Source organism: Luteimonas sp. Soil_C_16 (assembly GCF_057657295.1).
In genome coordinates this window covers 133,845-156,609 of record NZ_JBDGIS010000002.1, presented here as the reverse complement: position 1 = coordinate 156,609, position 22,765 = coordinate 133,845, and the positions used below count along the sequence as shown (strand labels likewise).

General features: G+C 68.7%; 16 protein-coding genes. 10 read left to right on the top strand and 6 right to left on the bottom strand.

Going from position 1 to position 22,765, the window contains the following annotated elements; translation table 11 throughout:
- Window positions 1-213 precede the first annotated feature (213 nt).
- The 6 genes from AC3A5T_RS04495 to rph all read right to left on the bottom strand — a co-directional run bounded on the left by AC3A5T_RS04495 (window position 214) and on the right by rph (window position 6,144).
- Complete coding sequence (locus AC3A5T_RS04495) at window positions 214-558, bottom strand: PilZ domain-containing protein (protein ID WP_232134326.1); 345 nt, start codon at window positions 556-558, stop codon at window positions 214-216.
- Window positions 555-2,822, bottom strand: a complete 2,268-nt coding sequence (locus AC3A5T_RS04490; RefSeq protein WP_487627547.1) for a DUF1631 family protein — start codon at window positions 2,820-2,822, stop codon at window positions 555-557. The genes AC3A5T_RS04495 and AC3A5T_RS04490 overlap by 4 nt, the downstream gene beginning before the upstream one ends.
- A gap of 399 nt (window positions 2,823-3,221) precedes the next feature.
- Complete coding sequence (gene hemW, locus AC3A5T_RS04485) at window positions 3,222-4,379, bottom strand: radical SAM family heme chaperone HemW (RefSeq protein WP_487627546.1); 1,158 nt, start codon at window positions 4,377-4,379, stop codon at window positions 3,222-3,224.
- A 45-nt stretch (window positions 4,380-4,424) separates the two neighbouring features.
- Entirely contained in the window at window positions 4,425-5,030 is a 606-nt protein-coding gene (gene rdgB / locus AC3A5T_RS04480; RefSeq protein WP_487627545.1) for an RdgB/HAM1 family non-canonical purine NTP pyrophosphatase, read from the bottom strand.
- Window positions 5,027-5,419: a VOC family protein gene (locus AC3A5T_RS04475; RefSeq protein ID WP_487627544.1), complete on the bottom strand. Its 393-nt coding sequence runs from the start codon at window positions 5,417-5,419 to the stop codon at window positions 5,027-5,029. Before AC3A5T_RS04475 ends, rdgB begins: the two co-directional genes overlap by 4 nt.
- The gene (rph, locus tag AC3A5T_RS04470) at window positions 5,416-6,144 is read right to left on the bottom strand and encodes a ribonuclease PH (protein WP_487627543.1); all 729 of its coding nucleotides are present in this window, start codon (window positions 6,142-6,144) and stop codon (window positions 5,416-5,418) included. Before rph ends, AC3A5T_RS04475 begins: the two co-directional genes overlap by 4 nt.
- Window positions 6,145-6,250: 106 nt before the next feature.
- On the opposite strand from rph, the gene AC3A5T_RS04465 reads away from it, so the two are divergent.
- From AC3A5T_RS04465 to AC3A5T_RS04420, 10 genes are all read left to right on the top strand, one after another.
- Window positions 6,251-7,111, top strand: coding sequence for a YicC/YloC family endoribonuclease (locus AC3A5T_RS04465; RefSeq protein WP_487627542.1), 861 nt, complete (start codon window positions 6,251-6,253; stop codon window positions 7,109-7,111).
- A 120-nt stretch (window positions 7,112-7,231) separates the two neighbouring features.
- Window positions 7,232-7,876 carry a guanylate kinase gene (gene gmk / locus AC3A5T_RS04460; protein ID WP_487627860.1) on the top strand — a complete coding sequence of 215 codons (645 nt, stop codon included), beginning with the start codon at window positions 7,232-7,234 and terminating at the stop codon, window positions 7,874-7,876.
- A 106-nt stretch (window positions 7,877-7,982) separates the two neighbouring features.
- Window positions 7,983-8,285 carry a DNA-directed RNA polymerase subunit omega gene (rpoZ, locus tag AC3A5T_RS04455; protein WP_332079553.1) on the top strand — a complete coding sequence of 101 codons (303 nt, stop codon included), beginning with the start codon at window positions 7,983-7,985 and terminating at the stop codon, window positions 8,283-8,285.
- 153 nt (window positions 8,286-8,438) lie between these two features.
- Window positions 8,439-10,610 (top strand): RelA/SpoT family protein, encoded by a 2,172-nt coding sequence (locus AC3A5T_RS04450; protein WP_487627541.1) that lies wholly within the window; start codon window positions 8,439-8,441, stop codon window positions 10,608-10,610.
- A gap of 63 nt (window positions 10,611-10,673) precedes the next feature.
- Window positions 10,674-11,057: a RidA family protein gene (locus AC3A5T_RS04445; RefSeq protein WP_332079555.1), complete on the top strand. Its 384-nt coding sequence runs from the start codon at window positions 10,674-10,676 to the stop codon at window positions 11,055-11,057.
- Window positions 11,058-11,073: 16 nt separating this feature from the next.
- Window positions 11,074-13,182 carry an ATP-dependent DNA helicase RecG gene (gene recG, locus AC3A5T_RS04440; RefSeq protein WP_487627540.1) on the top strand — a complete coding sequence of 703 codons (2,109 nt, stop codon included), beginning with the start codon at window positions 11,074-11,076 and terminating at the stop codon, window positions 13,180-13,182.
- A gap of 203 nt (window positions 13,183-13,385) precedes the next feature.
- On the top strand, window positions 13,386-14,039 hold the full coding sequence (locus AC3A5T_RS04435) for a response regulator (RefSeq protein ID WP_487627539.1): 654 nt from the start codon (window positions 13,386-13,388) through the stop codon (window positions 14,037-14,039).
- A 200-nt stretch (window positions 14,040-14,239) separates the two neighbouring features.
- Window positions 14,240-21,151, top strand: a complete 6,912-nt coding sequence (locus AC3A5T_RS04430; protein ID WP_487627538.1) for a YadA-like family protein — start codon at window positions 14,240-14,242, stop codon at window positions 21,149-21,151.
- A gap of 98 nt (window positions 21,152-21,249) precedes the next feature.
- The gene (locus tag AC3A5T_RS04425) at window positions 21,250-22,185 is read left to right on the top strand and encodes a nucleoside hydrolase (RefSeq protein WP_487627537.1); all 936 of its coding nucleotides are present in this window, start codon (window positions 21,250-21,252) and stop codon (window positions 22,183-22,185) included.
- Between the two features lie 82 nt (window positions 22,186-22,267).
- Window positions 22,268-22,519 (top strand): type B 50S ribosomal protein L31, encoded by a 252-nt coding sequence (locus AC3A5T_RS04420; RefSeq protein WP_332079560.1) that lies wholly within the window; start codon window positions 22,268-22,270, stop codon window positions 22,517-22,519.
- Window positions 22,520-22,765: the final 246 nt, after the last annotated feature.

The window sequence follows — 22,765 nt, the reverse complement described above, 5'->3', positions numbered from 1 at the left end:
GTATTGACGCAGGTGCGTTGTTTTGCGGCCTCAGGCCTTTGCTTGCAGGCGTGCCGCGCTTCCGGTGTTGTCGCGCTGTTGGCCTTCGCTCGCCTTTCCTGGATCGGCGTGCGATAGCGAGCTCACAAACCCGATGGGTCTGCTCACATAGACTGCTGCGTAAAAAAAAATCAAAAGCGCACGCGTTGCGTCCTGTGGCCGCGGCACCGAACGTCAGGCGTAATGACTTCCCGGCGCATTGACCCACCCCTGCAACCGGTGCGCCAGCGACGGCGTCGTCGCGATGAAGCGGAAGCCCGCCCAGCTCGCCCCGGCAAGCGTCGCATCGTCGAGCCACAGCAGATGCGCGCCGATTTCGACCGGCGCGTCGGGCGCATCGGGCAGGGTGAAGGACAGCTGGTACAGCGCGTCCTCGACGAAGGGTTCGCTGGCGATCAGCAGCATGCCGGTTTCCGACAGGTTGCCGACGCGACCGATGACGCGGGCGGTCATCGCGTCGGTCACCAGGATCACGTCCGGCGCCTTGCGGCGCTTGGCGCGGCGGAACTCCTGCATCATGCCGTCGCCTCCGACGTGCGGCTTTCGCCGCGGCCGGCGAAGCTGCGCAGGGCGCCCATTGCGGCCTGCCAGGCGCGGTCCACGAGGTGCCCGCGATCGGCGGTCACGACGCGCGCATTGCCGGTCGCCATCAGCCGGGCGACGGCGTCCATCGATTGCTCGCCGGTACGCTGACCGCGCTGGTTGACGAACAGCACGTGATCGGTGATCGGGCTGTACCAGGACATGCGCCGCCGCACCATGTCGCCCTGCTGGTTGGTGGTGAATTCGATCCAGGTGCCGAACGGCAGCGTGCGCAGGTGGTCGTACTGCGCCTGTTCCTCGGCCGTGCGCGCCGGCGGCTTCTCGCGGCGCGCGGTGCCGGCGTCCTCGCCCAGACGCGCGCGCGCCTTGAGCTTCATCGCCAGCTCGGTGCGCGACGCGGCATCGTCCTCGTCGCTGCGATGGCTGGTCAGGCGCTGGGCGATCACCGTCGCCTCCTCGCCGTGGTAGCCGACCTGGCCGAGCGCGGATTCGACATCGGACTGCAGCGTATCGTCTTCGCGCGGCACCGCATCGAGCGAAGCCTCGACGATGCGGCGCGTCATCGCCAGCTGGTGGGCGGCCTCGCTGGACGACTCGCCATGCCGCAGCAATGTCAGCGTGAGCACGTCGGCCCAGGCCTGGTCGAGCAGCGCGCGCGAGAACCGCGGCAGGCGGCGCTCGCCGACGATGCCCTGCATCAGCTCGTCGGCCCGGGCACGCGCGGCGGCCAGCTTCTCGCGACCGCGGGCGGCCTCGATATGGCGACGCTCCTGCAGCTCGGCAGTGCGTGCCTGCGTCTGCAGTTGCGCCTGCACGCGTGCGTTGCCTTCGGCGAACACCGCCACGTCGCCTTCGTAATTGCCGACCACGAAGGCCACCGCGGCGCGCAGGGCGGCCTGCACGCGCGGATCGAAAGCGGTGTCGTCGTGCCAGTTGGCGGCGCTCTCGGCGACGGTGTTGAGCAGCTGCCGCGCCGGGTGGCGCTGGCGGGTGAAGAAGGAGTGGTCCTTCAGCGCCGCACGCAGCACCGGAATCTGCAGCTCGCGCACGAGCGGTGCGGCCGGCGCCTCGCTGCGGATCTCCTGTTCGATATGCCCGTAGAGCATGCCGAGCAGCTCGAACGCGTCTTCGTCCTGCGGCGCCAGACTGGCACCCTCGCCGCTGCGCTGACGCGCCTGCGCCAGCAGCGAGCGCTTGATCTCGACCAGGCTGCGTCCACCCCCCTGGGGCTGCTGCTGGAGCTGCCGCAGCGCATCGGACACTTCGCTGGTCGCCAACTGGCGCCGTGGCAGCGGCGAATCGGTGCGCGGCTGGAACTTGCGCAGCAGTTCGCGGCGCCCGGACATCAGGGCCTGCAGGCGCGCGTAGGCGGCCTCGTGCGACTGCGCATCGTCCGCGTCGTCGTCGGCGGTCTCGGGTTCGCCCCAGCCGGTGTAGGGACGCTGGGCGTCGTCCACCTGCGGACGCGGCATGTCAACGGGATCGGCATTCCTTGCCACGCGGGAGGCTTCCTTGGGTTCGACGGGCTCGACCCGCGCGCGCATCGGCACGAACGTCAGCGAGGGCAGGATGCCGTCGTCGGCGAGCTGCGCGTCCAGGCGCTCGAGCACACGGGCATAACCGGGCATCACCACCCGGTCGAAGATGCGGTACAGCAGCAGCCGCGCGTCGTGCTCGATTTCGAGCGTGCGCGCGGCCGAGGCGATGGCCCGGCACAGGCACTGCGGACCCAGCGGCAAGCGCTCGGCATCGAAGGCGGGCGACGCGGCGAGCACGCCGAAGCGCTGGCCCAGCAGGTGCAGCGACAGGTTCGCGCGGCCTTCCTGCCGGCTTGCGATCTCGCGCAGCACGGTGCCTTCGTCCATCACCGTGTCTTCGACCAGGCTCAGCGGCCCGAACGAGGCGGTGTCCAGCGGCGTGGGTGGCGGTGGCGGTGCCGGCGTGCGGATGGCCGCGATCGAGCCCTCCAGCGCGAGCAGGAACCGCGGGACGAGGTCGGCGCGGTTGGCGCGGAACGCCCGCAGCGTGGCCATGTAGCCGGACTCCAGGCCCGGGTTGCGCGCGTGGTCGGCGAGCCGGAACAGCTCCTGTTCGAACTCGGAGACGAGGCTGGACAGGCCGCCATCGAGCTCTGTCGAGACGAACGACAGCGCACGCTCGAGCGTGCGGCGCACGCGCGGGGGCAGGCCGGCCGCGGCGAGCGAGCGGGGAGGCGGCGGATAGTGTGCGGTCGCAGGCATTCCGGTTGCCGGGCTGGGCATCGATCACATTCTTTAGCATGCGCGCGCGGCCGTCACCACTGGCGTGCGCACACAGGCGGACGCCTGCGCGCGGGCGGGGCGTCCGGTTCTGGATAACGCGATGACCGGGCGTCTCCGGCCACCAGTCTGCTGCGCTGCGGCAGGCGGCTGCGCCGGCCCCAGAACTCGTTCAAGGTCCGTCGCGAGCGCCGCCGGATGGGCGCGTGGTGGAGCGCAGGAAGCGCAGCGTACGGGCGGTACGTGAGCATTGTGGCCGTCATCCATGGCGCCCACCCTTCGGGCCAGCGGCGAGCGCTGTCAGGAATCGCCATGCTGCGATTCCTTCCGAGCACCGCACGCGCGCCAGCTGGCAAGCGCAGCAGGACATTGAACGGGTTCTCAGTCTTCGAGGAACAGGGCGACGACGTCGTTGGTGAAGCGCCGGCCGAGCTCGGTCGGCACGACCCGGTCGCCATCGCGCTGCAACCAGCCCCTGTCGATGGCGATGGCCAGCGGGGCATCAATGGCCGAGGGCGGCAGGCCGGTCGTGGCCTCGAAGCCGGTGAGGGTAAAGCCGTCGACCAGTCGCAGCGCGTTGAGCATGAACTCGAACGGGCGACGCGCCGGCTCGATGCGCTCGTCGCCGCCGATCCCGGCCTGCGTGCCGGCGCCGGCCAGCCACGCGACCGGATGCTTGGATTTCCAGCGGCGCAGGATCGTCTGCTCGCTGCCAAGCGTGAGCTTGCCGTGCGCACCGGCGCCGATGCCGAGGTAGTCGCCGAAGCGCCAGTAGTTGAGGTTGTGCGCGCACTGCCGTCCGGCGCGCGCGTAGGCGGACACTTCGTACTGCGCGTAGCCGGCCTCGGCCAGCAGCGCCTGGCAGCGCTCCTGCATGTCCCAGGCGAGGTCATCGTCGGGGATGCCGGTCGGCGGGCGCGCGGCGAATACCGTGTTGGGTTCCAGCGTGAGCTGGTAATGCGAGATGTGCGTCGGCGCAAGATCGATCGCGCGCAGTACGTCGGCCTCGGCCATCGCCAGTGTCTGGTCGGGCAGGGCGTACATCAGATCAAGATTGAAATTGTCGAAGCCGGCATCGCGGGCCAGATCGACTGCCGCGGCTGCCTGCGCGCTGTCGTGGATGCGACCGAGCTTCTTGAGCGTGGCGTCGTCGAAGGTCTGGATGCCGAAGCTGATCCGGTTTACGCCAGCGCGCCGGTAATCCTCGAAGCGGCCATGCTCGGCGGTGCCGGGATTCGTCTCCAGCGTGATCTCGGCCTCGGGCGCGAACCGCAGCCGAGAAGACGCGCCCTGCAGGATGTGTTCGATCGCATCGGCCGGAAACAGGCTCGGCGTGCCGCCGCCGAAGAACACGCTGTGCACGGTGCGGCCCCAGACCAGCGGCAGGTCCTGGTCGAGATCGGCCAGCAGCGCATCGACGTAGGCGTCGAACGGTGGCGTGCCGCCCTTGAACTCGTGCGAGTTGAAATCGCAGTACGGGCATTTGCGCACGCACCAGGGCAGGTGCACGTACAGCGAGAGCGGCGGCGGGATCAGCATCGAGGGACACTCAGGGCGGCATGCGCACGTGCGCGCGGCGCCCGATCAGGCGAGCAGGCCGGACGACGCCAGCCGGTCACGCAGCGCCTGCAGCGCCAGCGCGCGGTGGCTGATGCGGTTCTTCTGCTCGGGCGGCATCTCGGCCGCGGTCAGACCCCGCGCGGGATCGAGGAACACCGGGTTGTAACCGAACCCATTGGTACCGCGTGGCGCGTCGAGGATGCGGCCTTCCCAGCTGCCCTCTGCAATCAGCGGCTGCGGATCGTCGGCGTGGCGCAGCAGCACGATCACCGCGTAGAAGCGCGCGGTGCGCCGTGCCTCGGGCAGGCCCTCGAGTGCCTGCAGCAGCTTGGCGTTGTTGGCGGCATCGTCGGTCGGGCTGCCGGCGTAGCGCGCGCTGTAGAGACCGGGCGCGCCGCCCAGGGCATCGACGATCAGGCCCGAGTCGTCGGCCAGCGCCGGCAGACCGGTGACCTGTGAGGCATGCCGCGCCTTGATCAGCGCGTTCTCGACGAAGGTGGTGCCGGTCTCCGGGACATCGTCCACGCCAAGCTCGCGCTGCGGCAGAACCGTCAGCGGCAGATCGGCCAGCATCGCGCGCAGTTCGATGAGCTTGCCGGCGTTGCCGCTGGCCAGGACGAGGGTCTTCATGCGGCAGGCTCCAGCAGATCCCATTTCGTGCCGTACAGATCGACGAACACCGCGACGGTGCCGTAAGGCTCGACGCGCGGCGCTTCGAGGAAGGTCACGCCGGCCGCGGTCATCGATGCATGGTCGCGTTCGAAATCATCGGTGTAGAGAAAGTGGTCGACGCGGCCACCGGTCTGGTCGCCGATGCGCGCGCGCTGCGCGTCATCGGCAGGCTGCGCCAGCAGCAGCGAGGCATCGTCCGCAGTGCCGGGACCGATCTGCACCCAGCGCTTGCCGTCGCCGAGCGGCCGATCCTCGAACACCCGGAACCCCAATGCGCGCGTGTACCAGTCGAGCGCCGTGTCGTAATCGGCGACGAGCAACGTGGTCAGCGCGATGCGCCGCTTCATCCCGCAAGCGCCTCGCGCTGCAGGGCGACGAGCTGGGCGACGCCGGTTTCGGCCAGCTGCATCATCGCGTCCATCTCGGCGCGGCGGAACGCGTGGCCTTCGGCGGTGCCCTGGACTTCGATGAAGCCGCCGCCGTCGTTCATCACGACATTCATGTCGGTGTCGCAGTCGCTGTCCTCGGCGTAGTCGAGATCGAGCACCGGCACGCCGCGATAGATGCCGACCGAGACGGCCGCGATCGCGCCGTGCACCGGATCGCGGGTGATCTCGCGACGGCCACGCAGCACGCCGATCGCATCGACCAGCGCGATGTAGGCACCGGTGATCGCAGCAGTGCGGGTGCCGCCGTCGGCCTGCAGCACGTCGCAGTCCAGCGTGATCGTGCGTTCGCCGAGCGCTTTGCGGTCCACGCAGGCGCGCAGGCTGCGGCCGATCAGACGCTGGATTTCCAGCGTGCGGCCGCCCTGCTTGCCGCGCGAGGCTTCGCGATCGTTGCGGGTGTTGGTGGCGCGCGGCAGCATGCCGTACTCGGCCGTCACCCAGCCCTCGCCCTTGCCGCGCAGGAAGCCCGGCACGCGGTTCTCCACGCTGGCCGTGCACAGCACGCGGGTGTCGCCGAAGCTCACCAGCACCGAGCCCTCGGCATGGCGCGTGAAGCCGCGCTCGAAGCGCACGGCACGCAGCTGATCGGCAGCGCGGCCGCTGGGACGGGTGAAGTCGGACATGGAGAGCCTGCAGGGGGAAAGCGGGCATGGATTCTAGCAGTGGCGCCGGAATCGCCCCGGCAGGCGGTGGCATACTCGTCCGCCGTTTTCCGCAGTGAACTTGCCGATGATCCGCAGCATGACCGCCTTCGCCTCGGGCGAGCGCAGCACCGAGTGGGGCACGCTGGCCTGCGAACTGCGCGCGGTGAACCACCGCTTCCTCGAACTCGGCACGCGGATGCCCGAAGAGATGCGTGCGGCCGAACCGGCACTGCGCGAGCGCATCGCGTCGAAGGTCTCGCGTGGCAAGGTCGATCTGGGCCTGCGTCTGCGCAGCGCCGAGGGCGGCAGCGAGCTGCAGCTCAACCAGGCGCTGCTGACCCAGCTGCAGCATCTGGCCAGCGATCTGCGCGGCGGATTCCCGGAACTGCGCGCCAGCCTGACTGAGCTGCTGCAGTTCCCCGGCGTGCTGCAGTCGCGCGGCGTCGATCCGGCGGCGCTGCAGGTCGAAGTGCTGGCGCTGCTCGACACCGTGCTCGAAGACTTCGTCGCCGCGCGCGAGCGCGAGGGCGGCAAGCTGGTCGCCGCGATCCTGGAGCGCGTCGACGGCATCGCCGCGATCGCCGCCGAGATCCGCGTGCTGATGCCGCAGATCGGCGCGGCCCAGCGCGCCAAGCTGCAGGCGCGGCTCGACGATCTGCCGCACCCGGTCGAGCCCGGTCGCATGGAGCAGGAACTGGTGCTGTGGCTGCAGAAGCTCGACGTGGACGAGGAGCTCGATCGCCTCGACAGCCACGTCGTCGAGATCCGCCGCGTGCTGGGCCAGCGCGAGCCGCAGGGCCGGCGCCTGGATTTCCTGCTGCAGGAATTCAATCGCGAGGCCAATACGCTGGGTTCGAAGTCGGTCGACCGCCGCAGCTCGCAGGCGGCGATCGAACTGAAGGTGCTCATCGACCAGATCCGCGAGCAGGTCCAGAACATCGAGTGATACCGCGCGGGCCTGCCGGCCTCCGGCGCGGGCCCGCGTAAAGCGGTACGATGCGCGGCCTTTCGAGCGCTGGAGACGGGCGTGACCCCCGAATCCCACACTGCCGCGGACACGCCGCCGATGCGCGGCACGCTGTTCATCGTTGCCGCGCCGTCGGGCGCGGGCAAGTCCAGCATCGTCAACGCCTGTCTGGCGCAGGATCCCGACATCGCCCTGTCGATCTCGTTCACCTCGCGCCTTGCGCGTCCGGGTGAGCGGCACGCCGAGCACTACCACTTCGTCGGCAAGGATGCGTTCCAGCAGATGATCGATGCCGGCGATTTCTTCGAATACGCCCAGGTGCACGGCGACTGGAAGGGCACCGCGCGCCAGTCGGTGGAACCGCAGCTCGCTGCCGGCAAGGACGTGCTGCTGGAGATCGACTGGCAGGGCGCGCGCCAGGTGCGCGACAAGGTGCCCGAAGCCGTGAGCGTCTTCATCCTGCCGCCGTCGCGCGAAGCGCTGGACCAGCGCATGCGCAAGCGCGGCCAGGACAGCGAAGCGGTGATGGCCCAGCGCCTCGCGGCCGCGCAGGAAGAGATGTCGCACTACGACGAGTTCGACTTCGTCGTGGTCAACGAGGATTTCGACACCGCCGTGGCCGAGATGTGCGCGATCTTCCGCGCCAGCCGGCTGCGCCGCGAACGCCAGGCCGAGCGCCATGCCGCGCTGATCGCGCGTCTGCTGCGCGAAGAGGCGGGCGTCGCGGCGTCGAGCGCAGGCTAACTGTTTGATTCACATAGCCGGCGCTTGCGCCGGCATGGGGCCGGCGCTACGATGCGCGACCCTTTTTCGTCAATTCGCGCGGCCGATCCGGTCGCCGGGAGCCCGTATGGCCCGCATCACCGTAGAAGATTGCCTGGAAGTCGTCGACAACCGCTTCGAGCTGGTCATGCTGGCCGCACGTCGCGCCCGCCAGCTCGCCAATGGCGTCGAATCGCAGCTCGACAACAGCGAGAACGACGACAAGCCGACCGTGCTGGCACTGCGCGAGATCGCCGCGCGCCGCATCGATCAGCCGTTCATCGACGCCGTCGACAAGTCCGAGCGCGAGCGCAAGGAACGCGAGGCGCTGGAATGGGCCGCCGCCGAAGTCGTGGCCGACGAGGACATGGGCAAGGGCGACGATCTCTGATCTGCCTGCCGCGCGCCTGAGGCGCGCCGCCTGGTGTTCCACCGACGACCCCGCTCCGGCGGGGTCGTTGCGTTTGTGCGGTACGCGCGCGCAGCCGCGTGGCCGTATGCGGATGTGGTTCCCAAAGTACGACCGTGCCCGTAGGCTTCGTGGATGACGCCCGCCGCACCCGCCACTGCCCCTGTAATGCCCGATATCCCCGCGGATGACGCGGTGCCCGAGTACATGCGCGTGCTCGAGCGGGCGGCGCAGTATCTGCCCGACGAACAACGCGCGCAGCTGCGTCGTGCCTGGTCGGTCGGTGCGGCCGCGCACGCGGGCCAGATGCGCAAGTCCGGCGAGCCCTACATCACCCATCCGGTCGCGGTGGCCGTGGTGCTGGCCGAGCAGAAGGTCGACATCGAGACGCTCGTCGCGGCGATCCTGCACGACACCATCGAAGACACGCCGCTGACCCGCGAAGCGCTGGCATCGGCATTCGGCGAGACCGTCGCCGAGCTGGTGGAAGGCGTCACCAAACTCGACAAGCTCAACTTCGGCAGTCGCCAGGAAGCGGACGCGGAGAGCTTCCGCAAGATGATGCTGGCGATGGCGCGCGATCTGCGCGTGATCCTGATCAAGCTCGCCGACCGCCTGCACAACATGCGCACCCTCGGCGCGCAGCCGGGACCGTCGCGCGAGCGCATCGCGCGCGAAACGCTCGACATCTACGCACCCATCGCCCAGCGCCTGGGCATGAACAAGATCAAGGCCGAGCTGCAGGATCTCGGCTTCCACGCGCTGTATCCGATCCGGCACATGGTGCTGGAGCGGCGCATCCGCAACCAGCCGCTGGTACGTCGCGAAGCGCTGGCGAGCATCGAGGCGCAACTCGCGCAGCGGCTCACCAGCGCAGGCCTGCAGTACCGGCTCGTGGGGCGGGTGAAATCGCCGTGGAGCATCTACAACAAGATGCAGGGCGAAGGCAAAACCTTCACCCAGGTCATGGACGTGTTCGGTTACCGGATCATCGTCGGCAACGCGGCCGACTGTTATCACGCGCTCGGCATCGCGCATTCGGTGTTCAAGCCGCTCGACGGGCGCTTCCGCGATTTCATCGCGATCCCCAAAGCCAACGGCTACCAGTCGCTGCACACGGTGCTGTTCGGCCCCTACGGCGCGCCGATCGAAGTGCAGATCCGCACCGAGGAAATGGAACTGATCGCCGAGCGCGGCATCGCCGCGCACTGGGCCTACAAGCACGGCGGCGACGGTCCGAACAGTGCGCAGTCACGCGCACACACGTGGATCGCGGGGCTGCTCGAATCGCAGCGGGCGACCGGCTCGTCGCTGGAGTTCCTCGAGAACGTCAAGGTCGATCTGTTCCCGGACGAGGTCTACCTGTTCACGCCCAAGGGCGACATCATGTCGCTGCCGCGCAATTCGACCGCGCTGGATTTCGCGTACGCGGTGCACACCGACATCGGCAACCAGGCGGTGGCCGCGCGCGTCGACGGCAAGCTGGTGCCGCTGCGCACGATGCTGTCGAGCGGGCAGCGGGTGGAGATCGTCACCGCGAAATCCTCGATGCCGCGTCCGCAGTGGCTGGAGTTCGTCGTCACCGGAAAGGCCCGCACCGCGATCCGCGCGCAGCTCAAGCATCTGCAGCACGAGGACGCGGTGCAGCTTGGCCATCGCATGCTCGACCGCGCGCTGGAACTGCTCGGCACCTCTCTAGACCGGCTGCCGCAGGAGCGCCTCGACGCGTATCTGGTCGAGGCGAAATATCCGCGGCTCGAAGAGCTCATGGCCGACATCGCGCTGGGCAACTGGATGCCGGCGCAGGTGGCGCTCGCGCTCGCGCAGCACGATGGCGGCGTGCCGACCGAGCAGATCGCGCGCGCCGGCGAGACGATCCGCATCCGCGGCGACGAGCGCGGCGTGATCACGTTCGCCAACTGCTGCATGCCGATTCCCGGCGACGACATCATGGGCTACCACACGACCGGCCGCGGCATCGTGGTGCATCGCGTGGATTGCCCGAACGTCGCCGAGTTCCGCAAGTCGCCCGAGCGCTGGGTCGCGATCGACTGGGACCGGGAGGTCGTCGGCGATTACAACGTCGCGTTGCGCATCGAGGTCGAGAACCATCCCGGCGTGCTCGCGCAGGTGGCTGCGGCGATCGCACGCGTGCATTCCAACATCGACGGCGTGGAGTATCTGGAACGCGACAGCACCATCGCCGCGATCCGGTTCTCGATCGAGGTCAAGGGCCGCAAGCACCTGGCCGAAGTGATCCGGCGGACACGCCGCCTGCCGGTTGTGCACGGCGTGCAGCGGATGTAATCCGAACCGCGGCGCGGCGTGCGCCCGCTAGAATGCGGGCTTTCCCGTCGCCGGAGTTCCACGATGCCCCGCACGCCCATTTCCACGACCGATGCGCCCGCCGCGATCGGTCCGTATTCGCAGGCCGTCCGCGCCGGCGACACCGTGTACTTCTCGGGCCAGATTCCGCTCGACCCGGCCACCGGCGAGATTGTCGCCGGCGACATCACCGCGCAGGCGCGTCGCGCGTTCGACAACCTCAAGGCGGTGGCCATCGCGGCCGGCGGCAGCCTCGACGACATCGTGCGCGTCGGCCTCTACGTCACCGATCTGGGCGAGTTCGCGCAGGTCAACGCGGTGATGGCGGACTACTTCGCATCGCCGTATCCCGCGCGCTCCACCATCGAAGTGCCGGCATTGCCGAAGGGCGCGCGCTTCGAGGTCGATGCGGTGATGGTGCTCGGCTGAGGGCCAGCGCGCCCGTATGAGCCGGTCCGGCATCCACGCGCCGACGCTCGCCGATGCGGGCCAGACACCGGTGTCCGCGTTGTCGGGCGTCGGGCCGAAGGTCGCGGAGAAGCTCATCGCGCGCGGTCTCGCGACGATCGGCGATCTGTGGCTGCATCTGCCGCGCCAGTACGAGGACCGCACCCACTTCACGCCGATCCGCCATCTGCGCGGCGGCGTGCCGGCGCAGATCGAAGGCACGGTCGAAGCGGTCGAAAAGGGGTTCCGGCGCCGGCCGATGCTGCGCGTCGCGATCTCCGACGGGTCCGGCGGCACGCTGGTGCTGCGCTTCTTCCATTTCCGTGCCGCCCAGGTCGCGCAGCTCGCCGTGGGCACGCGGCTATGCTGTTTCGGCACGCCGCGACCCGGACAGCAGGGTCTGGAAATCGTGCATCCGAGTTATCGCGTGCTCGACGATGACGCGATCACGGTGCTCGACGATCGCCTCGATCCGGTCTATCCCGCGATCGAAGGCGTCGGCCCGCAGATGCTGCGTCGGCTGGTCGGGCAGGCGCTCGACCGGCTGCCCGGCGATGCCGCGCTCGAACTGTTGCCCGGTGACGCGCTGGAGTCGCTCGGCATGCCGACGCTGCGCGATGCGCTGCTGTATGTGCATCGGCCGCCGAGCGACGCGGACATCGGAATGTTGGCCTCGGGTCGTCATCCCGCCCAGCGTCGGCTGGTGCTCGAGGAGATGCTCGCCCACCACTTGAGCCTGCGTCGGCAACGCATCGCGCTGCAGGCGCATCGTGCGCCGGCGCTGCGCCCGGGCGCGCTCGCCGCCGCGTTGCAGGCCTCGCTGCCGTTCGCGCTGACCGGCGCGCAGTCCCGCGTGCATCGCGAGCTGCTGATCGATCTGGCCCGGCGCAAGCCGATGCTGCGACTGGTGCAGGGGGATGTCGGCAGCGGCAAGACCGTCGTCGCCGCGCTGGCGGCTGCCGCCGCGATCGATGGCGGTCGTCAGGCCGCGTTGATGGCGCCGACCGAATTGCTGGCCGAACAGCACGCGCAGAACCTGCGGGCCTGGTTCGAGCCACTGGGCGTGCGCGTGGCCTGGCTCGCCGGCAAGGTCACCGGACGCGCGCGCGCGGCGGTGCTGGCCGATATCGCGTCGGGCGCAACGCCGCTGGTGGTCGGCACGCACGCCCTGATGCAGGCCAGCGTCGCCTTCTACGACCTCGCGCTCGCCATCGTCGACGAGCAGCACCGTTTCGGCGTGCACCAGCGCCTCGCGCTGCGCGACAAGGGCGCGGGCGGCGATCGGGTGCCGCACCAGCTGGTGATGACCGCGACACCCATTCCGCGCACGCTGGCGATGTCGGCCTACGCCGATCTCGACGTCTCCGCGATCGACGAACTGCCCCCCGGTCGCACGCCGGTGCAGACGGTCGTATTGAGCAGCGAGCGACGGCCCGCCCTGATCGAACGCATCCGCCACGCCTGCGCCGACGGCCGTCAGGCGTACTGGGTGTGCACGTTGATCGACGATTCCGATGAAGTCGTCGCGCAGGCGGCGCAGACGACGTTCGAGCAGCTCTCCGCCGCGCTGCCCGAGCTCCGTGTCGCGCTCGTGCACGGACGCATGAAGCCGGCTGCCAAACAGGACGCGATGCGTGCGTTCAAGCAGGGCGCCGTCGATCTGCTGGTGGCGACGACCGTCATCGAGGTCGGTGTCGACGTGCCCAATGCATCGTTGATGGTGATCGAGAACGCCGAGCGTCTCGGTCTCGCGCAACTGCATCAGCTGCGCGGCCGCGTGGGGCGGGGCAGCGCCGCATCGAGTTGCGTGCTGCTCTACCAGGCGCCGCTGTCGCGGATGGCGCGCGAGCGTCTGGACACCATGCGCACGACGAGCGACGGTTTCGTCATCGCCGAAAAAGACCTCGCGCTGCGCGGCCCGGGCGAACTGCTCGGCACCCGCCAGACCGGCCTGGCCGAATTCCGCTTGGCCGATCTCGCGCGCGACGCCGACCTGTTGCCGGATGTCCACCGGATCGGCGACGCGATGCTCGTTGCGCAACCGGCGCTAGCCGATCGCGTGGTGTCGCGCTGGATCGGGAGCGCCACCCGCTACGCAGCCGCCTGAATAGGTTGCGTATCTGGTACAACGGCAGCTGTGAAGTCTTCACAGTTTCATCACATTCGGGAAATACCGTAGGGATTCACGCAGCAAGTGTGCCTTTCGTCACATTTTGCTGCCCGGTATCCATGCAGCGGACGGGATAATTCTGAGACGTTAGACATCACCGGAAGGCGGGTCCGGCCCCCGACATGCCCAGGGAGGGACAGATGGAAACCCAGTTGCGTATTTTCATCGCTGACGATCATCCATTTACGCTCGCTGGCGTGCGCGCCGAAATCGAACGGGCGGGCGAGCCGTTCGTGGTCGCCGGCGAAGCTTCGAACGGTGCCGTCCTGCTCAAACTGCTGGAGGCATCACGTCCAGGCGATCTGCTGGTCACGGATTTTTCGATGCGGGGCCCGCAGCTTCGCGATTGCGACGGACTGCCGCTGCTGTTGACCCTGCGCCGCCAGTTTCCGGCACTGCCGATCATCGTGCTGACCGAGGTCGAGAATCCGGCGATGCTGCGCGCGATGGTGGATGCCGGCGTGCGCGGTCTGGTCGACAAGATTTCGGCCCGCAACGAACTGCTCACCGCGATCCAGAAAGTCGCCTCGGGACGCATCCATTTCTGCCGCGCGATGCGCGCGGTGCTCGATCAGGCGGGCGGACTCGACAAGCCGCAGGTCCGCATCTCACCCCACGAAGCCGAGGTCGTGCGCCTGTTCGTCGGCGGCCTGACCGTCAGCGAAATCGCGGTGCGCCTTTCGCGCAGCGTCAAGACCATCAGCCGGCAGAAGAACGACGCGATGCACAAGCTGGGTCTCGACAACAACAGCCAACTGTATGCGTACGCGCGCGATCACGGGTTGACCTCCTAACGACATACCGGAATGCGCCCCCGGTTTTGAGAATAGTCTGATTCCTGCTTTTTCGGCCCTCTGATTATCTGATCGCGTCGAGACACGTCCATGTGTTTCGCGATCGATCAGACGGACAGGGGGCTGTCCGGCACCTCGCCTCGAGGCGGCTGCCGCGTCCCGCTGTCGCCCACCAGGCAACGCAGAGGGAGTGGACGCAGATGAATCGCATTTTCCGCAAGGTGTGGAACCGGGCGCTGGGCGTCGTGGTAGTGGCATCGGAACTTGCAAGGGGCCGCGGCGCCGATGTGCAGGCAGGGCGCGCGTATTGCATGCCGGCGATCTCGATTCTGGCAGCAGCGCTGCTGTGCGCAGGTACCGTGTCCGCGCAGGACGAGACGGCTGAGACGCGCGACGACGCGGAAACGATCGCGAAAGCCGTCGAGCAGCACCTGCAGTCGCAGGACGACGCTGCCAACGACCAAGCGTCCTCCCTGCTGTTCACCAGCGACATGATGTCCGCAGCCGCCCAGTCGCGCTCGATCGTGGGAGGCGGTTCCGTCACGCCGATGGGTGTGATCAATCCAGGTGGGCTGACGGGCGGTACGTTGCCGGGCCTAGTCAACTATCTGCAACAGTTTCTGGTCGGTGGCAATTACCAGCAGTGCGGATTGCTGGGAAACGGCCAGTTGCTGCCGGATGAGTGCCTGACCATCTCGCGTGCAAACTTTAGATACTCGTTTACCGGCGTCAATCTGTTGGGCACTGACCTCCTGACGCTCCCCAATGTGCTCGATCTCAATGGGAATCGACCTTCGGATCATACGACCATCCTTGGGCGCGCTTCGTCGGAAAGCTATCTGACTGTGACCAATGCGCAGTACGGCGCGACGAACAACTCGCCGACCTGCACCATCTTGGGCGTGATCGGTGTCTGTGTCCCTGGGGTGAGCACGTATTCGTGGTCGACTCTGCCCGCGCAGGATTTCCAGGTCATCATCGGCGACGGTGCTGCTGCAAACGGTTCAAACACCGTTGTAATGGGCACCAATGCGACGCACCGGCTTCCGGCTACTGCCTGGACCGGCGCCGGCGCGCCTGACGGCAATTACGCGGCGAGGCTCGGCAATGCCGTCGTCGTCGGCCATGGCGCGAACGGCACCGCGGACCGGCAGGTCATCCTGGGCGCGAATGCATCGTCGACGCATGCCAACAGCGTTGCGCTCGGTGCGGGCGCGGTGACCGATCGGGGCGCACTGACGAATTACACCGCGGCGGGCACGTCCCTGGTGCGCTCGTCGATCGGTTCGGTCTCCATCGGTGCGGGCGCAACGAGCCGCCAGCTCACGCACGTCGCGGCGGGTACGCAGGCGACGGATGCCGTCAACGTCGAGCAGATGCAGGGCGCGATCTCGCAGGTCAATGCCGTCAACGCGCTCGCGGTCGGCTACGACACGGCTGCACGCACCGGCATCACCCTGCAGGGCGCAGGTGGCACGACCATCTCCAATCTTGCGCCGGGTGCGGTGACGCCCCTCAGCACGCAGGCCATCAACGGTGCCCAGCTGCATGGCGTCAGCACGTCGGTCGCGGCTGGTCTGGGCGGTGGTGCGACGGTCGCGGCAAGCGGTGCGATCACCGCACCGAGCTATGCACTGCAGGGCGGAACCGTGACCGCGAGCAGCGTGGGCGCAGCGGTCGCGAATCTCGATGGTCGCGCGACGGGCAACACGACCAGCATCAACAATCTCCTCGACGGGACGGCGGGGCTGGTGCGTCAGGACCCGGGTTCGCTGGCAGTGAGCGTCGCAGGCACGACCGGCGGCACCGCAGTGAGCTTCGCCAATGTCTCGGGCGCGACGCGCAGCCTGGATGGCGTGAGCGCGGGCACCTTGTCAGCTGCGGGCACGCAGGCGGTCAATACCGGGCAACTGTTCAACACGGGCAGCACCTTGGCGACCCGTCTGGGCGGCGGCGCGACCCTGACGGCGGACGGAACCGTGAGCGCGCCGGCCTACAGCCTCCAGAGCGGCACGGTCACCGCGTCGGATGTCGGCACGGCGTTGGGCAATCTCGATGGCCGTGCCACCACGAACACGACGAACATCAATGCAGTGCTCGCCGGTACCGCAGGGCTCGTGCGCCAGGTGGCGCCTGGCGCCGCGCTGACGGTCGGCGCACAGACCGACGGCACCGCGGTGGGTTTCGCGAACAATGCAGGCGACGCGCGCACATTGACCGGAGTGGCTGGCGGCGCGGTCACGGCGGGCAGCACCGAAGCGCTCAACGGCGGTCAACTGTTCGCGTCCAGTGCTGCCGTTGCGTCCCATCTCGGCGGCGGCGCAGCCGTCGGTGGCAATGGTCTGATCACGGCGCCGAGCTACACGATCGGCAGCACCGCGTACGCGACGGTGGGCGATGCGTTCGACGCCGTCGATGGCGCGCTCGCCGATGCCACCGCAGTCGGCCTGTTCGCCGTGCGTTACGACACCGATGGCGCGGGCGATCCGGATCTCACACGGATCACGCTCGGCAATGGCGTGACGGGTGGCACGACGCTGGCGAACGTCGCCGCCGGCATCGCGCCGACCGATGCGGTCAACGTGTCCCAGTTGGCGCCGGCCGTCACCGCGCTTGGCGGCGGCGCGGGCATCGATCCGGCGACCGGCGCGGTGACGGGGCCGACGTACACGCTCGCTGATGGCGCGGGCGGCACCGCGAGTTTCGACAACGTCGGCGGCGCACTGGGCAATCTCGATGGGCGCGTGCAGGGCAACACCACCAACATCAACAACCTGCTCAATGGCACGGCCGGCCTGGTGCAGCAGACTGGCGTCGCGGCCCCGCTGACGGTCGGCGCGCAGACCGACGGCACGCTCGTGGACTTCCGCGCACTGGGAGGCGCGGCCCGTACCCTGGATGGCGTCGCGCCGGCTGCGCTCGGCAGCGCGAGCCTGCAGGCGGTCAATGGTGGCCAGCTGTTCGGCCTGGGGACGAATATCGCGTCCCGCCTTGGCGGCGGTGCGACGTTCAATGCGGCGGGGGTGCTTTCTGCGCCGTCGTACACCATTCGCGGCGTGACTTTCAACAACGTCGGATCTGCATTCACAGCGGTCGACAACGCGCTCGCCGGTTTCGGTGGTGGCATCGGTGACCCGAGTGTGTTCGCCGTGACCTACAACGCGAGTGTGGATGATCCCGACACGCCGGATTTCTCGCGCATCGCGCTCCGGGGCACCGATGGCACTGTGATCGGCAACGTCGCAGCGGGCGCCAACGCGCTTGAAGCGGTCAACGTTGGCCAGCTGACCAATGCACTCGACGCGCTCGGTGGGGGTGCGGGCGTCGACACGACGACCGGCGCCGTGATCGCACCCACGTATGCCCTCGACGATGGCACCGATACCGGCACGACGTCGGACTTCGACAACGTCGGCGATGCGCTCGGCAATCTCGATGGTCGGACGGCGGGCAACACCAGCAACATCAACAATCTGCTCGCGGGTACGGCAGGACTGGTGCAGCAGGTCGATCCAACAGCATCGCTGACCGTGGGTTTGACGACCGGCGGCACGCAGGTCGACTTCACCGGTACGGAGGGCGCGCGTCGTCTGAGCGGCGTCGCGAACGCGACCGTTGCGACGGATGCCGCCAATCTCGGTCAGGTGCAGGCAGTGGGCGCGTCCGTCGCGGCGCAGCTGGGCGGTGGTGCGGTAGCGAATCCGGACGGCACCGTGACCGCGCCGAGCTACACGATCGCCGGCGCGAGCTACACCAACGTCGGGGCTGCATTCGATGCCGTCGACGCGGCGTTCGACGACGTCGTTTCGGTCGGCGCCTTTGCGGTGCGCTACGACGCCGACGGCACAGGCAACCCGAATCTCGCCCGGATCACGCTGGGGGCGACCGGGATACCCACGCGCATCGGAAACCTCGCGGCGGGCATTGCGCCCGGTGATGCAGTGAACCTGGGCCAGCTGACGCCGGTGGTGGATGCACTGGGGGGCGACGCAACGGTCGATCCCGTGACCGGCGCGGTGACAGGGCCCACCTACACACTCGACAGCGGTGACAACACAGGCACGACGATCAGCTACGGCAACGTCGGCGCGGCGCTGGAGAATCTCGATGTGCGCGTCGTCAGCAACACCGCGATGATCGAAGAGATGGACGGGAGTGGCGCACCCCGTTTCTTCCGGGTGAACTCGGGCGGCACCGTTGCCAGGGCGCTCGGGGCGGACACGGTGGCGATCGGCCCCAACGCTGTTGCAAACGGGGCGGGCGGCGTGTCCATCGGCCTGAACGCCGTGACCGGTGACGCGGCAGATGCGACCCGCGTCAATCAGGTGGCGATCGGCAACAACGCACGCTCGACCGCACAGAACAGCACGGCGGTAGGTGGGGACGCCTTGGCAAGTGGTCCGCAGTCGACCGCATTCGGCTCGGCCGCGCAGGCGACCGGCTCGAACAGCCTGGCGATGGGGCGCAACGCGACCGCGGGCAACAGTGGTACGGCCATCGGCATGAACGCGATCGCCACGGGTGTGCGTGCAACCGCACTCGGTCAAGGCGCGCAGGCCGCCGTCGCCGATTCGACTGCGGTCGGCCAGTTCGCAGTCGCGACGGCTGCCAACAGTGTGGCGCTCGGTCTTGGCTCGCTCGCCGACCGCGCGAATGCGGTATCGGTCGGCACCGCTGCCGCGCAGCGGCAGATCGTCAACGTCGGCGATGGCACGGAGGACTTCGACGCGGTGAATCTGCGGCAGCTGACGGCGGTCGAGAACCAGATCACAGACCTCGGTGAACTGGCGGTGCAGTACGACGACGCGTCCCAGTCACGCTTGACGCTGGCGGGCGCTGACGGCACCACGATCGGCAATGTCGCCGCCGGCGTGGCTGACGACGAGGCGGTGAATGTCGCCCAGCTGACGCCGGTGGCCGACGCGCTCGGCGGCGGCGCCGGCATCGATCCGGTGACCGGTGCGGTGACCGGTCCGACGTACACGCTCGACGACGGCAGCGATACCGCGACGACGCAGGACTTCAACGACGTCGGCAGCGCACTGGGCAATCTCGACACGCGCACGACCACCAACACCAGCAACGTCAACGCGCTGCTCGATGGCAGCGCCGGTCTCGTGCGACAGGACCCGGCCACCGACGTGGTGACCATCGCGGGTCAGACGGGCGGCAGCCAGGTCAGCTTCGCCAACGCGAGCGGCGGCGCACGTCGCCTCAGTGGCGTCGCCGCTGCCACCGACGCGGCTGATGCGGTGAACCTCGCGCAGTTGCAAGGCGCCAGCGGATCGGTCGCCACGCATCTGGGGGGCGGCGCGATCGTCAGTCCGGACGGTACGATTACCGCACCGACCTACAGCATCGGTGGTGCCAGCTACGGCAACGTCGGCGCGGCATTCGATGCAGTCGATGACGCGCTCAGTGATGCCGTCGCGATCGGCGCGTTCGCCGTCCGCTACGACGACGACGGCGCGGGTGCGCCGAACCTCGCGCGCATCACGCTGGCGGGTCCGACGGGTACGACACTGGCCAACGTGGCAGCCGGCGTGGCAGCGGACGAGGCGGTCAATGTCGCGCAGCTCACGCCGGTTGTGGATGCGCTGGGTGGTGGTGCGGGGATCGATCCGACCACGGGCGCGGTGACCGGCCCGACGTACGTGCTCGACGACGGCAGCAACACCGGCACCACGGTCAGCGTCGACAACGTGGGCTCGGCGATCACCAATCTGGACGGCCGCACCACCACCAACACGTCCGACATCGCGGGCCTTCTGGCCGGCACCGCAGGCCTGGTGCAGCAGGACGCCGCCACGCTGGCGATTGGCGTGGGCAACCAGGTGGGCGGCACGCAGGTGGACTTCGCGAACAATGCCGGCGACGCGCGACGCCTCAGCGGCGTCGCCGCCGGCACGGTCGATACCGACGCGGTGAATCTCGCGCAGCTGCGCGATGCGATCGTCGACGTGAATTCCGACAGCGTGTTCGCGGTGCGTTACGACGAGGACGTCAACGGTGACCCGGACTACAGCCGGATCACGCTCGGCGGCGGCGCAGACGGTACGACGCTGGCGAACGTGGCCGGCGGTGCAATTTCCGCCGCCAGCACCGAGGCCATCAACGGCGCTCAGCTGTTCGCGACGCACTCGGCGATCGCAGGCCTACTCGGTGGCGGAGCGTCGGTGACGCCGCTCGGCACGCTCGTCGCGCCGAATTACGCGATCCAGGGCGCGTTCTACGACAACGTCGGGTCCGCACTCGCGGCGCTCAACAGCGGTCTCGACGCGGTCAACGGCCGGATCGACGGCTTGCCGCCGGGGCCGGGAGGCACTGATGCGCTCGTCGGCGTCGACGGGCCGCGTGACGGCACCGGCGACGCCGCGGTGAACGACGGTTCGCGCGGCGTCGCCGTCGGCGCCGCCGCGGTGTCGGACGGTGACCAGGCAGTGGCCGTGGGGGGTGACAGCGCCGCGGTCGGCGGCAACGCGACCGCGATCGGCGGAAGCGCGATCGTGCAGGCCGCTAACGGCACCGCTGTCGGCGCCAATGCGACGATCGCCACGACAGCGCCGAATGCGGTTGCCGTCGGCGAAGGTGCCACTGTGGCGGCCGCCGGCGGCGTGGCGGTCGGGCAGGGTGCCCAGGCCAACGCCGGCAATTCGGTGGCACTGGGCCAGGGATCCGTGGCCGATCGCGCCAATACGGTGTCAGTGGGGTCCGCCGGCGGCGAACGCCAGTTGACGAATGTGGCCGCCGGTACCGCGGGCACCGACGCGGTCAACGTCAACCAGATGAACGCCGGAATCGAGCGGGCGCTGCAATCGGCGAACGACTACACCGACGCGCGCTTGAACCAGATGCAGTCGGACGTCTGGGAAATCGATCGCGGCTACCGCGCAGGCGTGGCATCGGCGATGGCGGTGGCGGGCCTGCCGCAGGCCTACCAGCCGGGCCGGAGCATGGTGGCGGCGGCGGTCAGCGGCTACGAACAGGAAGCCGGCCTGGCGGTCGGCATCACCACCATCTCGGAAAGCGGGCGCTGGGTCTACAAGTTCAGCGGCACCACCAATACCCGCAACGACGTGGGGGTGACCGTGGGCGCCGGCATGCAGTGGTAAGCCCGTCTGTGTGAGTCCGAAGCGCCCGGTCGATGCGTCGGCCGGGCGTTTCCGTTCTCGGCGGTCGCCGCTGTGGACGACGCGGGCGATAATGCGGCATGACCGATAAAATCCCGCTGCTGATCGATACCGACCCGGGCGTCGACGATGCTCTCGCGCTTCTGCTGGCCTTCGACGACGATGCGCACGACGTCGTCGGCCTGACCATCGCCGCCGGCAACGTCGGCCTGCATCACACCGTCGCCAATGCGCTCAAGCTCTGCGAGGTGGTCGGCCGCACCGATGTGCCCGTATTCGCAGGGACTGCGTCGCCGCTGCTGCACGCCGCACCCGACGCGGCCTACGTGCACGGCAACGACGGGTTCGGCGACATCGGCTACGCGTCAGCGTCGCGCGGGGTCGAGGACGAGCACGCCGCGCTGGCGATCCTGCGTCTGTCGCACGTGCATGCCGGTCGTCTGGTGCTGGTCGCCCTGGGGCCGCTGACCAATGTCGCGCTTGCGTTGAAGCTCGATCCGAGCCTGCCGTCGCGTGTGGCGCGTTTCGTGGCGATGTCGGGTGCGGTGACCGGCCACGGCAACATCACGCCCAGCGCCGAGTTCAATGCCTACTTCGATCCCGAAGCGGCGAAGATCGTCTTCGACGCGTTCCCGGAGTTCGACCTGTCGGACTGGGAGGCCACCGTTGCCCACGGCCTGCCGCATGACGCGGTGCTCGGCTGGATGCAGGCAGGCGACGAGATCGGCCGGTTCTACGAGGCGATCTCGCGCAAGACCCGCGAATGGTCCGCGGACCGACGCGGCGACGACTGGCATTCGGCCGATGCGCTGGCGATGGCCTGGGTGCTCGAACCCGGGTCCGCGCAGGAGGTCATTACGCGTCCGCTCGATGTCGTGCTCGACCACGGGCCGGCCCGTGGTGCGACGGTCGTGGACTGGAACCGCCAGCTCGGCCGGCCCGACAACGCCCGCATCCTGATGCGCTACGACGCGGCCCGGTTCCATGCGCGGATCCGCCGCGTGCTGGGCCGTTGAGCGGAATGCGTCCGGCGGCTTGCGCCCGGGTCCGCTCGATGGTTAAAATGCCGCTCTTCCCTTGCGCAACTTTGGTGCCGCCATGAAGGCCGACATCCATCCCGATTACCGCGAAGTCGTCTTCCAGGACGTCACGTCCGACGGTTTCAAGTTCCTCACCCGCTCGACCCTCGCCGCCTCGGCGAAGGAAACGATCCAGTGGGAGGACGGTAACGAATATCCGCTGATCAAGATCGAAGTCTCTTCGGCCACGCATCCGTTCTACACCGGCCAGAACAAGATCATCGACACCAGCGGTCGCGTCGACAAGTTCCGCAAGCGCTACGCCAAGTAAGCGCGTGTGGAATGGTGCGTGCCGCGAACGCGGTGCGCATCGTCCGACGACACCAGCGGCCGCCCTTGGGCGGCCGTCTGCATTCCGGTTCCTCGCGTTTCGCCGCTGCACGCCGCCGCGGTGCGCTCCGCCGTGTTCGACTTTCGTGCAATGCCACATACCGGCGCGCATGGAATCGCTATGCGATAATTGACGCATTGCGGCACGCGCCGCCCGCCAGGCCGGATGGCGCAGCTGTCCGGAGAA

What these genes read in the sequence shown, in the direction of transcription:
- AC3A5T_RS04495 (WP_232134326.1), bottom strand. Translation starts at nt 558, where the DNA reads ATGATGCAGGAGTTCCGCCGCGCCAAGCGCCGCAAGGCGCCGGACGTG.
- AC3A5T_RS04490 (WP_487627547.1), bottom strand. Translation starts at nt 2,822, where the DNA reads ATGCCTGCGACCGCACACTATCCGCCGCCTCCCCGCTCGCTCGCCGCG.
- hemW (WP_487627546.1), bottom strand. Translation starts at nt 4,379, where the DNA reads ATGCTGATCCCGCCGCCGCTCTCGCTGTACGTGCACCTGCCCTGGTGC.
- rdgB (WP_487627545.1), bottom strand. Translation starts at nt 5,030, where the DNA reads ATGAAGACCCTCGTCCTGGCCAGCGGCAACGCCGGCAAGCTCATCGAA.
- AC3A5T_RS04475 (WP_487627544.1), bottom strand. Translation starts at nt 5,419, where the DNA reads ATGAAGCGGCGCATCGCGCTGACCACGTTGCTCGTCGCCGATTACGAC.
- rph (WP_487627543.1), bottom strand. Translation starts at nt 6,144, where the DNA reads ATGTCCGACTTCACCCGTCCCAGCGGCCGCGCTGCCGATCAGCTGCGT.
- AC3A5T_RS04465 (WP_487627542.1), top strand. Translation starts at nt 6,251, where the DNA reads ATGATCCGCAGCATGACCGCCTTCGCCTCGGGCGAGCGCAGCACCGAG.
- gmk (WP_487627860.1), top strand. Translation starts at nt 7,232, where the DNA reads ATGCGCGGCACGCTGTTCATCGTTGCCGCGCCGTCGGGCGCGGGCAAG.
- rpoZ (WP_332079553.1), top strand. Translation starts at nt 7,983, where the DNA reads ATGGCCCGCATCACCGTAGAAGATTGCCTGGAAGTCGTCGACAACCGC.
- AC3A5T_RS04450 (WP_487627541.1), top strand. Translation starts at nt 8,439, where the DNA reads ATGACGCCCGCCGCACCCGCCACTGCCCCTGTAATGCCCGATATCCCC.
- AC3A5T_RS04445 (WP_332079555.1), top strand. Translation starts at nt 10,674, where the DNA reads ATGCCCCGCACGCCCATTTCCACGACCGATGCGCCCGCCGCGATCGGT.
- recG (WP_487627540.1), top strand. Translation starts at nt 11,074, where the DNA reads ATGAGCCGGTCCGGCATCCACGCGCCGACGCTCGCCGATGCGGGCCAG.
- AC3A5T_RS04435 (WP_487627539.1), top strand. Translation starts at nt 13,386, where the DNA reads ATGGAAACCCAGTTGCGTATTTTCATCGCTGACGATCATCCATTTACG.
- AC3A5T_RS04430 (WP_487627538.1), top strand. Translation starts at nt 14,240, where the DNA reads ATGAATCGCATTTTCCGCAAGGTGTGGAACCGGGCGCTGGGCGTCGTG.
- AC3A5T_RS04425 (WP_487627537.1), top strand. Translation starts at nt 21,250, where the DNA reads ATGACCGATAAAATCCCGCTGCTGATCGATACCGACCCGGGCGTCGAC.
- AC3A5T_RS04420 (WP_332079560.1), top strand. Translation starts at nt 22,268, where the DNA reads ATGAAGGCCGACATCCATCCCGATTACCGCGAAGTCGTCTTCCAGGAC.